11 protein-coding genes and 1 tRNA gene are annotated in these 12,830 nt (G+C 62.2%); 4 read left to right on the top strand and 8 right to left on the bottom strand.

Annotated elements, in window-relative coordinates; translation table 11 throughout:
- Positions 1–67 precede the first annotated feature (67 nt).
- Positions 68–1,831, bottom strand: a complete 1,764-nt coding sequence (locus tag SKC41_RS26395; protein ID WP_330980658.1) for a serine/threonine-protein kinase PknH/PknJ — start codon at positions 1,829–1,831, stop codon at positions 68–70.
- Between the two features lie 1,152 nt (positions 1,832–2,983).
- Here SKC41_RS26395 and SKC41_RS26390 point away from each other — a divergent pair.
- Positions 2,984–3,247, top strand: coding sequence for a helix-turn-helix domain-containing protein (locus SKC41_RS26390; RefSeq protein ID WP_330980657.1), 264 nt, complete (start codon positions 2,984–2,986; stop codon positions 3,245–3,247).
- Between the two features lie 110 nt (positions 3,248–3,357).
- On the opposite strand, the gene SKC41_RS26385 is transcribed toward SKC41_RS26390, so the two are convergent.
- The 7 genes from SKC41_RS26385 to pgm form a co-directional block, all read right to left on the bottom strand.
- Positions 3,358–4,017 carry a DUF6308 family protein gene (locus SKC41_RS26385; RefSeq protein ID WP_330980656.1) on the bottom strand — a complete coding sequence of 220 codons (660 nt, stop codon included), beginning with the start codon at positions 4,015–4,017 and terminating at the stop codon, positions 3,358–3,360.
- A gap of 657 nt (positions 4,018–4,674) precedes the next feature.
- Positions 4,675–5,526: a hypothetical protein gene (locus SKC41_RS26380; RefSeq protein ID WP_330980655.1), complete on the bottom strand. Its 852-nt coding sequence runs from the start codon at positions 5,524–5,526 to the stop codon at positions 4,675–4,677.
- Positions 5,527–6,152: 626 nt separating this feature from the next.
- A complete protein-coding gene (locus SKC41_RS31905) occupies positions 6,153–6,392 on the bottom strand; it encodes a helix-turn-helix domain-containing protein (protein WP_442931827.1) in 240 nt (79 codons plus the stop codon).
- Between the two features lie 268 nt (positions 6,393–6,660).
- Positions 6,661–7,797, bottom strand: coding sequence for a tyrosine-type recombinase/integrase (locus tag SKC41_RS26375; protein ID WP_330980654.1), 1,137 nt, complete (start codon positions 7,795–7,797; stop codon positions 6,661–6,663).
- A 90-nt stretch (positions 7,798–7,887) separates the two neighbouring features.
- A tRNA-Ala gene (locus SKC41_RS26370) sits at positions 7,888–7,960 on the bottom strand.
- 53 nt (positions 7,961–8,013) lie between these two features.
- Complete coding sequence (locus SKC41_RS26365; RefSeq protein ID WP_330980653.1) at positions 8,014–9,171, bottom strand: MFS transporter; 1,158 nt, start codon at positions 9,169–9,171, stop codon at positions 8,014–8,016.
- Positions 9,172–9,263: 92 nt separating this feature from the next.
- On the bottom strand, positions 9,264–10,892 hold the full coding sequence (gene pgm / locus SKC41_RS26360) for a phosphoglucomutase (alpha-D-glucose-1,6-bisphosphate-dependent) (RefSeq protein WP_330980652.1): 1,629 nt from the start codon (positions 10,890–10,892) through the stop codon (positions 9,264–9,266).
- Between the two features lie 80 nt (positions 10,893–10,972).
- Between pgm and crcB (SKC41_RS26355) the strand changes: the two genes are divergently transcribed.
- Genes crcB (SKC41_RS26355) through SKC41_RS26345 form a run of 3 tightly spaced genes read left to right on the top strand, consistent with a single transcriptional unit; the run spans position 10,973 to position 12,830 of the window.
- Positions 10,973–11,371, top strand: a complete 399-nt coding sequence (gene crcB, locus SKC41_RS26355; RefSeq protein ID WP_330980651.1) for a fluoride efflux transporter CrcB — start codon at positions 10,973–10,975, stop codon at positions 11,369–11,371.
- A complete protein-coding gene (gene crcB, locus SKC41_RS26350; RefSeq protein ID WP_330980650.1) occupies positions 11,368–11,736 on the top strand; it encodes a fluoride efflux transporter CrcB in 369 nt (122 codons plus the stop codon). The genes crcB (SKC41_RS26355) and crcB (SKC41_RS26350) overlap by 4 nt, the downstream gene beginning before the upstream one ends.
- Positions 11,733–12,830: a DUF190 domain-containing protein gene (locus SKC41_RS26345; protein ID WP_330980649.1), complete on the top strand. Its 1,098-nt coding sequence runs from the start codon at positions 11,733–11,735 to the stop codon at positions 12,828–12,830. Before crcB (SKC41_RS26350) ends, SKC41_RS26345 begins: the two co-directional genes overlap by 4 nt.

Here is a 12,830-nt window from a genome sequence, read left to right as displayed (position 1 = left end):
TGGCGACTGCGGTTGAGCCGGTAGTCACCCGATATCTGGTCTAGTCCTGGTGCTGGACGGCGCGAAGCTAATGGGGAACTTTGGCGGCGATTCTGCCCGCGATGCGGACTGCTTCGTCTACGCCTCCCAGGCCGCTTGCCAACACATTGCCCACTGTGACATCGACGATCACGTTGTTAGAGCTGGTCAAAGCGTGCTGCCCTGTCACATCGTCCTCTCTCAGTGTGACGCTCAGGATGCTGCTGGCGCTGGACACCGGCCCGGTCGTCGCGCTCGAACTCTTACCGTTGGCGTAAGTGGTGGAAATGGTCTTGTTGGCGCAGGCCGACCACTCTGATACCGAAGCATTAAGGAAATCGGTCGCCGTCTGCGCCGAAGGAAACAGCACCACAGCCTGACTCACGATATGCGTCGGTGGCGAATTGGGCTTCGCGTTCCAAAGCTGTTCGTGCAAGCTAGCGGTCGATCCGCTGCCTGAGTAGGCATGCGCCTCCTCGGTGATCGGCGCGCGACACCCCGATGGGGTCGTTGCGGACACGGTTGACTCGGGCAGCACACCACGGCCCCCACGAGGCGTCATTCCGGTAATACCCATCGAATTATCGACTTCGCCCGGGCTCAGCAGTAGCCCACCCAACGCGCTTTCCACCACAAGAGGCGCGGCCCTAGGGCGCACGATGGCAAAGACGGTAACGGCTATGGCGAGACCTACTACCGCCAGCAGGGCCGCAATCATCAATCCCGGCCAGGGGCTGCGCCGGTCCGGATGGATGCGACCTCCGTGGTCAGGATCGTGGTTCGACTGAACGGTGCCCGGCATAGTCGGTGGTGCACCCTTGGGATCTGATGTTGGCTGAACTCTTGCATGCTCGGTTGGTAGATCCGTCCCGCGCGCGCTTGTCATCAGCTCGGCGGCTGACAGAGTGGGAGCCTGTGCGCTCGCAGCAATCGCGTCAGCCTGAATTTGGTCCTTCGTCTTGAGCGCGAACTGGGCAGCACGGGCGAATTCCCCTGCACTCCCGTAGCGGTCGGCGGCAGTTTTAGCCATGCCACGGGCGATGATGTCGTCGAGGGCCGCAGGTATGCCTGGGTGTTGTTGGCTGGCATGCGGAATGGGCGCTGTCAGGTGCGCCGTGACCAATGCGGGCATGTCACCCAAATACGGGCGGGACCCGGTCAGGCATTCATAGAGCACACAAGCCAACGCATACACGTCGACGCGGTGGTCTACTTCAGCGTCGGCGCTGAGCCGCTCCGGAGCCATGTAGGCGAAGGTCCCGATGGTGAAACCAGTTGTGGTGAGCTTCGCGTCAGAGACCGCGTTAGCCAGCCCAAAGTCGAGCAAGCATGCGAAATCGTCGTACGCCAGCAAGATATTGGCAGGCTTGACATCCCGGTGAATTAACCCTGCGTCGTGGGCCGCATCCAGCGCGGCAGCGATCTGGCGCACGACTGCCACCGCCCGCGCCGGGGGCAGCGGCCCCTCCCGCGCAAGCACACTTTCCAGATCGGTGCCGTCGACGAGTCGCATGTCGATGTAGATCTGGCCGTCGATCTCGCCGCACTGGTGGATGGGCACCACATGCGGCTCATGCAAGCGGCCAGCAGCACGCGCCTCCCTGAACAGCCGTAGTCGGAATGTCTCGTTCTCCGAATACTCGGACCGAAGCAGCTTCAGCGCTACTACACGGTCCATCACCGTGTCTTCGGCCTCCCACACGTGGCCGAACCCACCCTTGCCCAGCAACCGCTTCAGGCGGTAGTTACCGAACCGCGAACCCGCTCGTAAACCAAGCGAACCACCGGAGGTAATTGACTCGTCTTCTGCCACTACGCCAAGCCCGAATCTTCAAGCAGCACAGCAGATGCTGCCATTGGCCTCTTAGCCCTTAGCCTCTGAAACATTGCTGTCTTCACCGCTTACATGTGGCTGGATCGAAGTAGAAGCTTTACTGACCGGATGATGTTCCGTCCCTTAGGTATCGGTACTGGTCTTCCTCGGATGACTTTCGTCATGGGTGGTACAGCGTCCACAGCCCCGATTGACACCCGATCAGGTGGTCATCAGGCGTTTTGGCCACCGGATCGAAGGGAGAGCACGGTGAGCCCAGTAGATGGACCGTTGAAGGCATCACGGACGGGACCCAGGTACCAGCACGGGTGCAAACCACCGCTTGGCCCGAGGAGTCGTACGCCAACCGGAGCGGGTCACTGCACGACTGACCCGCCTGTGGCCCCAACGGCGGTTGGATGTGGGCAGGAGTTGCGACCGCAGAGGATGCCATCGTCGCAGCAGCGACCCACCAAATAGCGAGTACGGCAACAGTGGTTTGTAATTGCCCGAGTCGCAAAGTGTTCTCCCTTCGAGATCAGATACCTGACGTAGGGACGGAAGGTGTCATACCTGAGTCCTCAGCACGGAATATGGGCGAGTGCGACGACAACCAGCCACTCGGATTGATGGCCAGTCAGACCAGGTATTGGCGACAAGTTGTAATCCATGACTACAGCGATTTCCGCTTGCCTGTAAGAGTTCGCTGGTGTTCCGCCCTGGTTTTCGAATGTCTGCTGTAGCGGAGCGATCCGCGCCTTTGCCTCACGACAAGCCTGGTAGCCCCGAGACACGGCAGCAGAGTCACTAAGAGTGCTAGCAGGGATGGCGTCTGTGGCGCTGAATTTATCGCCGCCGCTGCTCGGATCGCGCAGCATAGACAAGTAGGTTTGCTCAGCTGCGGTGTAATCGGCCCGTGCAGTCGCGCAGGCAACTGAGGTTAGAACTCCGCCCAATAGGACTATCGGGGCGAGGGTCTTGATTGTCGCCATACACACCCTCCGACGCTCGGTGCGTGGCAGGCCAACTTCGGTGACGGCTTTGCCAGCTGTCATTAGCCGAGTAAGTCTAAGGCCGCTTACACATGGGGTCAATGTGCATGCGTACACTGCACTCTGGTCGATTCCACGTGGGCCGTATGTGGTTGCCCTCGTGCCAGACGACCGACCAAAGCCACCGCTTAACGAGACCACCCGCGCCTTCGGTGAACGGGTCCGTGACCGTCGGCTGGCGCTTGAACTCAGCCAGGAAGCAGCCGCTGTGCGTTGCGGCATTCACTGGACACAGCTGGGCAAGGTCGAGCGCGGCCAGCGCAGCCTACGGTTAGAGACCATTATCAAGATTGCTGACGGGCTCGACATCGATGCCGGAGAACTCGTCAGCGGATTGCCTTCACCACCAACAGAGCAACACTGAGGTATCCACTCGCGCAGGTCGCGCACAGTCGTTCCCTAAGTCTCGGCGCAGGACAATTGCTCGCCCGTGTTGTTGTCTCTACCCGACGAACCAAGCTCCCGAGATGGTCTTTAGCCATCCTCGACCGACATCCAGAGCAGAACATCGAGGATGCGTAGTTCCGGGATTGAATCCGGCACATTGGACGCAAGTGCGCGTAGTTGACCTAGCCAGTTCCACACCGACCGAGCATCGTCGTTGAGGACGTATTGAAATTTCCACCAGCTGCCAACGGTTCCGAGCCCGGTAGCTTCGGCGACAAAGCTGTCCCAGATTGGCAGTAGCCGGGGTCGCTTGGCCGCCAACAGCTTGCTCGTGGTCGTAGGGCCGAGGCCGTCGCGAGCTTGCCTCAAGACATCCCAAAGGCGTCCAGCTGGCGAATCGCCGCGAAGTACGTGCGGGTCGACATCGACAATGTCGACATCGACGGGGAGCTGACCGAGCAGCTCACTAATGAGCGCGGCATCGCGGCCAAGTAACCTTATCGCCGCCTCTGCCGAAACGTTGACGCTGAGCATGCTGACCGCTAGGAAATCGGCTGGCCCCAAGGTGTTCGGATCAGTGTTGAGTGCCGCCATCTCCTCGAAGCGCGATCCCGTGAAGCGTGGTCGACCCTTATCGTCGACCTCGTAATACCGCTGCAGACGGTCAACAGCAGCGTCCGTCTGGGTTCGAACAATTAGGTCTGGCCATGACTGTCGCCATTCTGGGTAGCTCTGTCGCTCGTTCAATCCGACACTCCCCTACGATCCCTCGATGCCGCGCACCCTAGCAGCCGCAACTGACACATCACATGGTCGTGTGATTGCGACGCTGTGGGCAAGCTCCCCTGCTACCGGAGCGGGCAAGCCCGGACAAATCACTGTTGTTTGACAATTCGCTACAGCCGTACTACAGGCCTTCTTGGCGGCATCACTGCAGATTTCATGGAGGCTTTCGCGGGGCTCAGCGTCACCACAACCGATGACTACGCGAATGTGCCTGCTGATGTCACATCCACCGTCGATTCGGAATTGAGCTTTGGTTCAGGTGATTTCAAAATCTCTATAGGCAGAGCCCTGAGATCCCAGCCGGTCATCCGTCCGCGCCTAGCGGCGACTTTCACGCCATGGCAAGACATCCGAGGCTCCTCACTTGACTTGGCCAGCGCGTAACGATCCACTGCTGTGCCATCACCTTGGCAGCTACCTACGTGCCGGTGGGCGCAAGAACCGCCAGCACCAACACCTACACACGCTCGTCGCAACTACCGATAAGATGCATGGCCCGCCGATTCAATTGTCGCTCTTACATTATCGCACATGCCAGAGACATCTATTGAGCTAAGCCCGAGTGGATGGCTGCTAGTAGTGATGCTGATCTAGTCGTCAGTCTACCCGACCGTGTGGTCATAGGATCGATCCTGGTGGACCGTCTTTACTGAAACCTGTTGGCTGATAAGGGTTCTTCTTGGACATACCTGCTCCCAGAGCAGGACTTGTATGTCTAATTAGGGGTGTTATTGGATTGGAAGTGGGCTGGTCACAAGTGTTTTGGTGTGATAGCGTCAAAGCTCCCAGAGCAGGTTTGATAAAGTGCCCTACGTCCGACAGACGGTAGATGGCCGCTTTAGCACCGTTGTCGTTTGTTTTACCCTTCCACTTGCCTTTCCATTGCCCTCTGCTTCGGCATACGACGAACTCCTTCTTACGCAGGGAGGTTAGGGCTTCCCAAGCTCCCTTCACTGAAATGCCACAGTGATCGGCAACACCACGCACCGGGCAGGTGACATAGAGGAAGCGACGGCTCTTGGTCGCGCTGATCACGTAGTTAAGTACCTTGAGTTCGGTGCCGGTCAGTTCCCACAACCCGCCGGTGGCTTGCTCCCAGTCCTTGGCTAAACCCAGGATGTCTGACTCCCGCTTGGGGTTCGGGGACTTACCCTTGGCGACATTGTCCTGCGCCCAGCCCCAGGCTCTGCTGAGGAACTGGTCGTAGGTGTGGAAGGAGATCTTGCGGCCACGCCGTTTGGTGATCTGTTTCCAGAGCCCGGTGGAGGGCTTCGGCTTGCCGTCTTTGACCCCATCCTGCAGCAGGTTGCGGATGTCGTTCTCAGTCCAGCCCCGTGCGACAAGGGACATCATCACTGCCACAGTCACGTTGAATAGGGGACGGCGGTCGTCGGACATCTCAATGCCGTTAGCGATGACATCTTGCACCCACGGTGGAATCGTGCAGTTGTCGGATTTGGTTGTTATCATTGGCATTAACCTTTCATGGTTGGTTGAGTATGGGTTGATCTTCTGTGGGTCTCACTTCGTGAGGGAAGTGGGAAATAGCACTCAGTCCGGGGCCTCCGTTGACGCGGGGGCCTTGCTCTTTATTCGGGCAGCATCACAGGCACTCCCCCGCGTGGTAGGTGAAACACTGGGCGCACAGCGACGGCTCGCGCTTGCCGCTTTGCGTAAATGCCTGAGGTTGCTTGGTTTTGGCCTCCGCCCGGAATCGCGAGGCAGGCCTGCAGCCGATGTGGCAGATTACGTTGTCAACGTAATGCGCCCGATCACCCTTGTGAATCTGGCCCAGACATCCGGCACAGGTGCATTGCCACCGAAGAGCGAAGCCGCCCGTGGCGCACTCCGACAGGGTGGTGCTCGGCCTGAAGTTCGCATCGGTCATCCGCCCCGTGAGGCGCACCCGGTGCATCATCGAATCCACCAATCCATCTCGCACAGCTCAACGTCCACTGAATCGTCTGCTTCGGGAAACTGCGGCCCGGAGTAGTAGTCGAAGGGCAGACTGTGGAGGACACCTGTGGAGCGCCCCACTTCCGGAAGCACTGGGTCCGCGCTCTCGTAGCTGAGGCAGCATTGACCGCTAAGGACGTTCATGACTGATCACCCCGGCACATCCGTCGGGCCGTCGTCGGGGTCATCGAAGTGACTCGGCGGACTGCAGGATTGACGGAATCAGGGGAGGGCGCAGGCTCGGGAGGCCCTACAGCACACTGCCTAATGATTTCGTTGAGGTCACTCTGAGTGAAAGCCCAGCGTCGCCCGATCTTGCGGGCACGAAAACGACCGGATCGCAGCTGCGTTCCGAGCCACTTCTCGGTGACGCCCAGCATTGGAGCCGCTATTGGGAGGTAGAAGACAAGAGGGGAATCGGAATCCGTAGACACGGCGCACCTTCCAGCACATCAAGTGTGAACTAGAGGCGCGAGTTGTCTCGTGTCGCGCGGCGCGTGCGTTAGCGGGCACTGGCGGGTGGAGCGCAAGGTCTTCGGTCCACGTAGTGCTCCAGTGCGTCATTTACATTACCAGTACTAGCCCGTAGGTGTCGTCTAAGCTGGCTTCGGTACCAAACATGTTCGTTGCCAAGGTGAGCGGTGAGAGTTAGTTGATAAGAGGCCTTTTCACAGCCGCTTGAGCTTCCTTCGGCTTGAGAGCCTTGCCGACCACCTCGGCGATCACGCGAGATGACCGACGATCCAGGTGCCCGTACCTATCTACCGTCGTCTGGATGCTTTCGTGGCCGAGGTGCCGCTGAATCACCGGGAGCGGGACACTGGCCTGGATGAGCCAGCTGGCGTTGGTGTGCCTTAAGTCGTGCACCCTCGGCCTCTTGATCAGGCCGCCGTCTCTGGCCCGACCCACGGCAGGCACCCAGACGTTGGGATTGAAGTTGTGGGCTCGCACCGGGCCATCGGCCCCGCGTCCGCCCCGACCGCTATTGGTGAAGACCCACTCCCCCGACAGATCCAGCTTGGACAAGGTGGACGTGGACACGTCAATAGTCCTGGTGCTCCGTCTGGTCTTGGTCGGTCCGAGCTGATAGCCCTCGCCTGAGACGTAGCGCCAGGCACGCTTGATGTCGACGGTGCCCTCAGCCACGTTGATGTCGGTGGGCTTCAAAGCTGACGCTTCGCCCCACCGAGCACCGCTGGCAACCAAGAACTCCACCAAGGGCTGCCAGGGCTCCGTCACCGATGACAGCAGCAGCCCAAACTCATGTTGGGTCAGGAAGACCATCTCAGTGGGCTCGTCGCGGCGAAGGCGGTTGCCGTCGCAAGGATTGGCTGTGATGTGCCTGGCCCGCATCGCGGCATTGAGGGCACCGGCGAGGAAACCGTGCTTGTTCGCAGCCGTTTTGGCCGACCCCGTGAGGGCGTTGAGCCAGGCGGCGACGTCATGATTGCCCAATGTCGACAGCGGCAGCGGCCCGATGGCGGACGGTGCGATGTCGTTGGTGACATAGGCGCGGTACTTGGTTCGAGTCGCCTGGTTCACGCCAGTGAGGTGCTCTATGTAGTGGCTGCACCAGCTGCCCACCGTATGACCGCCGTCGGTCTGCTGCCTGGTGCGCCAGACCTCGATGGCCTTGGCCGGGCCAAGCCGGTTGGCCAAGTTCTGGAAGTCCAGCGCTTCCCCCTGGTCGTTGAAGCTGCTGGATGTCTGCTTGCCGTTGAGTGTGTAAAGCACTGCCCAGTAACGAGATCCGTCCTTGCGATCCCGCTCCCGAATTGACGCCATAGCAGCGCATGCTACGCCGAATCTTGACGGGAATCTTGACGTGAACCTCGTGCGAGGCACTTTTGATGCTTTGAACTGCAGTTATACCGGTGGAGCTAAGGGGATTCGAACCCCTGACCCCCACACTGCCAGTGTGGTGCGCTACCAACTGCGCCATAGCCCCAAGTCGTGCCAATCGAAGCTACACCACTGGCCACTGTCCATCAAAGTTGCTGGTCAGGCAGCATCGAGCTCGGGCTCAGCCGGCAAGAGATCCAGCACCGGCCGCGTTTCGGGCGCCACCACCCAGCCGACCGCCGCGATCAGCAGCACAATCCCGCTGATGGTGAAGCCCCAGCCGAAGTTCAGCTGCTCAGCCACCCAACCGACCGCCATGGACCCAACGATCGCGCCCAGATCCGTCACCATCTGAATCGCTGCCACCGGAAGGCCCGCGCGGGCCTCGCTGCCCAGGATGTCGGCGACCGCGGCCTGTAGCGGCGACATGAAGATGCCCGTCGTCGCTCCGGACACGCCCGCGACGATCAGAAATACCGGCAACGAAGACGCGAAACCCAGCCAGACCGTCGCCGCGCCGGATGCCGTCAGGCCGACGATCAACAACATGCGCCGGCCCATTCGGTCGGACAGGTAGCCGCTGGGGACGACGGCCAGGGCGTTACCGGCGGCGAACGCCGCGAGCACCGCGCCGATGACGCCGACGCTGCGGTGCATCACGTCGGAGACGAACAGCGGGACCAGCGCGATGCGCAGCCCGAACGCAGACCAGCCCGTCGCGAAATTGGACAGCAGCGCCGACCGGTACGCACGAACCCGCAGCGCCTCTCGCATCGTCACCGTCGATCGCGTCGGCGGCGGCGGCGCGGCCAGCTCCGAATTGCGCAGGCTGTAGAACAGCACCACCGCCACACCCAGCAGGGCGGCGCCGTAGACGACAAACGGAGCGGTCAGCCCCCAGCCCGCCGCCAGGCCGCCGACCGCGGGGCCAGCGACGGCACCGATCATGAATGAGGTGGTGAACACGCCCGCGATGCGTCCGCGCGCGTCGGCCGGGCTGATGTGGATCATCAGCCCCAGCGCCGAGACATAAAACATTGTCGACCCGAGGCCGCTGAGAACACGGAAAAGCAGCAGCTGCCCGTAAGTCTGGGAAAACGCACACGCGGCGGTGGACAAGGCCACGATCAGCAAACCAACGATATAGATGCGTCGCTCACCCAACCGCTGTGCCAGTAACCCGCTTACCGGCGCGAAACACAATCGGGCCAACGAAAAGGCGGTGATCAGGAAAGTCACCGCCTTGATGCTCACCCCAAAGGTTCGTGCAAAGGTCGGCAGCGCCGGTGAGACAACGCCATAACCCAGCGCGATCATGATATTCGCCCAGCTCAGAATCCAAACTTCGCGCGGCAAACGAGCTGAACGGGACCCGCGCCCCCCCGGGCGGGCACGACAGAGGGTAAAGGTCACCCGATGACTTTATTAACTACCTCTCGCGCAGTTTCCTGCACCTCGGCCAAATGCTCGGGGCCGTTGAAGGATTCGGCGTAGATCTTGTAGACGTCTTCGGTGCCTGAAGGGCGTGCAGCAAACCACGCATTGGCCGTCGTCACCTTCAGCCCGCCGAGTGCGGCGCCATTTCCGGGGGCGGCGGTCAGCTTGGCGGTGATCGGCTCCCCCGCCAACTCCGTCGCGGTCACCTCGTCAGCCGAAAGCTTGGCCAGCCGGGCCTTCTGCTCGCGGTTGGCCGGTTCGTCGACCCGGGCGTAGAACGGCGTGCCGTACTTGTCGGCCAGCGCCTGATATCGCTGCGAAGGCGTGGATCCGGTGACGGCCAAGATCTCGGAAGCCAACAGCGCCAGGATGATGCCGTCCTTGTCGGTGGTCCACACCGATCCGTCGCGCCGCAGGAATGACGCCCCGGCCGATTCCTCGCCGCCGAAGCCGATGGTCCCGCCGATCAGGCCGTCGACGAACCACTTGAATCCGACCGGCACTTCGACAAGTTTGCGCTCGATGCCCGCGACCACCCGGTCGATGATCGACGAGCTGACCGCGGTCTTGCCGACCGCGATGCCCGCCGGCCAGGACGGCCGATGGGTGTAGAGGTAGTCGATGGCCGCGGCCAGATAGTGGTTGGGGTTCATCAGCCCCGCGTCGGGAGTGACGATGCCGTGGCGGTCCGAGTCGGCGTCATTGCCGGTGGCGATCTGGAAGCGGTCCCGGTTGGCGATCAGCCCGGCCATCGCATTCGGCGAGCTGCAATCCATCCGGATCTTGCCGTCGTGGTCGAGCGTCATGAACCGCCACGTCGCGTCGACGAGCGGATTGACCACGGTCAGGTCGAGATTGTGCCGTTCGGCGATGGCGGCCCAGTAGTCCACGCTGGCCCCGCCCAGCGGGTCGGCCCCAATCCGTATGCCCGCCTTACGAATAACGTTGAGATCGACCACGTTCGGCAGGTCGGCGACGTAGGCGTCCATATAGTCGTGGCGTTGGGTGCTCTGCAGCGCGCCTGCTAGCGGTACCCGCTTGACTCCCTCGCCGCTACGAAGAATCTCGTTGGCGCGCTTGGCAATTGCGTTCGTCGCATCGGTATCCGCCGGGCCGCCGTTGGGTGGGTTGTACTTGAAACCGCCGTCGTACGGCGGGTTGTGCGACGGCGTCACAACGATCCCGTCGGCCAGCGCATCGGTGCGGCCGCGGTTGTAGCTGAGGATGGCGTGGCTGACCGCCGGAGTCGGCGTGTAGCGGTCGGCCGAGTCGATCATGGCGACCACGTCGTTGGCGGCCAGCACCTCGAGCGCCGACACCCACGCCGGCTCGGAGAGGCCGTGGGTGTCGCGGCCGATGAACAATGGGCCGGTGGTGCCGTGCGCGGCCCGGTACTCGACGATCGCCTGGGTGATCGCCACGATGTGGGCTTCGTTGAACGCGCCACCCAGGGCCGAGCCGCGGTGACCGGACGTACCAAAGGCCACCTGCTGCGCCACGTCGTCGGGGTCGGGTTGGATGGTGTAGTACGCCGTGACTAAATGAGATAGGTCGACGAGGTCTTCGGGCTGGGCCGGCTGACCGGCTCGCGGGTTGGCCATGTCTACAGATTGTGCCCGTGTCCGACGCGCACGTCGCTCTACGCTGCGTAGCGCATTGGCAAACGAAAGGGAACCAACCGGTGGCACGACCTGACTATCGCGAGTTGGGCGCGGTTTTTGCCGGCGGAGCGGTGGGCTCGGTAGCCCGCGCGGCCCTGAGCACGTTCGCCCAACCCAACCCGGCTACGTGGCCATGGCCGACGTTCGCCGTCAACATCCTGGGTGCCTTCCTGGTGGGCTACTTCACCACCCGCCTGCTGGAACGATTGCCGCTGTCGAGTTATCGACGACCGCTGCTCGGCACCGGATTGTGCGGCGGCTTAACGACTTTTTCGACCATGCAAGTCGAGACGCTGAAGATGCTCGAACACGGCCACTGGCTGCTGGCGCTGGCCTACACCGTCACCAGCATCGTGCTCGGGTTGCTGGCCGCACACCTGGCGACCGCTTTGGTGCGCCGGGTGCGGGTGCGCTCGTGACGACGTTCTTGGTCTGGGCCGGGGTCGCGCTGATCGGCGGCATCGGTTCGGTGTCTCGCTTCCTGGTGGACCGCACGGTCACCCGCCGGGTGGCACGGCCGTTTCCGGTTGGCACGCTGGCGGTGAACATCAGCGGCGCCGCGCTGCTCGGGTTTCTCGGCGGCCTGGCGTTGAGCAAGGACGCGGCATTGCTCACCGGCACGGCCTTTGTTGGCGCCTACACCACCTTTTCCACCTGGATGCTGGAGACTCAGCGACTCGGCGAGGAGCGCCGGATGTGGGCGGCGATCGCCAACATCGTGGTCAGCGTCGTGCTCGGCATCAGCGCGGCATTACTCGGACAATGGTTGGCGGAGCAGCTATGAATCAGCCCTGCCTGAAGTTGACCGCGTACTTCGGCGAACGCCAGCGCGCCGTCGGCGACGAGAAGCGCTTCCTGGCCGACGCGATGTTCGATCTGTTCGGGGCCAACGATGTTGCGACCAGCGTGATGCTGCGCGGCATCGCCAGTTTCGGGGCGAGCCATGAGCTGCGCAGCGACGTGTCGTTGAGCCTGTCCGAGGATCCCGCGATCGCGATCGCCGCGGTCGACGTCGAGCCGAAGATCCGCTCCCTGGTCGACGAAGTCGCCACGCTGACCGGGCGCGGGCTGCTGACGCTGGAGCGGGCGCGACTGGTCACCCGGCAACGGGGCACCGACGCGCTCGGCGACTTCGATACGCACAACGGAGATGCCGCGAAACTGACGGTCTATGTCGGCAGGCAAGAGCGCGTCGCCGGCAGGGCGGCCTACTACGCGGTCTGCGAACTGATGTATCGGCACGGATTCGCGGGTGCCATAGCGCTTCTCGGCGTCGATGGCACCGTGCACGGACAACGCCGCCGGGCGCACTTCTTCGGCCGCAATGTCAATGTCCCGATGATGATCATCGGCATCGGGTCGACTGAGCAGGTTTGCGCTGCCGCAACGGAATTGGCCGATGTGCTGGCCGAGCCGCTATTGACGGTCGAACGGGTGCGCTTGTGCAAACGCGACGGTGAGATGTTCGCCCGCCCACAGCAGCTGCCGATGACGGACGACCAGGGACGCACCCTGTGGCAAAAGCTGATGGTGTACACCGCCGAAGCCACCCGGTACGACGCGCTGCCGATCCATCGTGCCCTCGTGCACCGCCTGATGCGGTCGGGAACGGCGCGTGGGGCGACGGTGCTGCGCGGAATGTGGGGATTTCACGGTGACCATAAACCACACGGGGACAAGCTGTTTCAGGTCGCACGACGGGTGCCGGTGACGACCATCGTCGTCGACACCCCGGAATCGATCGCGCGCAGTTTCGATATCGTCGACGAGCTGACCGACCGCCACGGGCTGGTCACCAGCGAAATGGTTCCGGCAGTGCTGTCACTCGACGAGACGCAACGGTTAGGCGACATCTCGTTGGCGCGGCACGATTACTGA

Origin of the sequence: Mycobacterium sp. 050128 (assembly GCF_036409155.1) — a bacterium.
GTDB lineage: Bacteria > Actinomycetota > Actinomycetes > Mycobacteriales > Mycobacteriaceae > Mycobacterium.
Note: the sequence above shows the minus strand (reverse complement) of the source record. Positions and strands in the feature narration are given on the sequence as shown.

Excerpts from the sequence above, each read along its gene's own strand:
- SKC41_RS26380 (WP_330980655.1), bottom strand. The coding sequence starts at position 5,526 with ATGATAACAACCAAATCCGACAACTGCACGATTCCACCGTGGGTGCAA.
- SKC41_RS31905 (WP_442931827.1), bottom strand. The coding sequence starts at position 6,392 with ATGCTGGGCGTCACCGAGAAGTGGCTCGGAACGCAGCTGCGATCCGGT.
- SKC41_RS26375 (WP_330980654.1), bottom strand. The coding sequence starts at position 7,797 with ATGGCGTCAATTCGGGAGCGGGATCGCAAGGACGGATCTCGTTACTGG.
- SKC41_RS26365 (WP_330980653.1), bottom strand. The coding sequence starts at position 9,171 with ATGATCGCGCTGGGTTATGGCGTTGTCTCACCGGCGCTGCCGACCTTT.
- pgm (WP_330980652.1), bottom strand. The coding sequence starts at position 10,892 with ATGGCCAACCCGCGAGCCGGTCAGCCGGCCCAGCCCGAAGACCTCGTC.
- SKC41_RS26345 (WP_330980649.1), top strand. The coding sequence starts at position 11,733 with ATGAATCAGCCCTGCCTGAAGTTGACCGCGTACTTCGGCGAACGCCAG.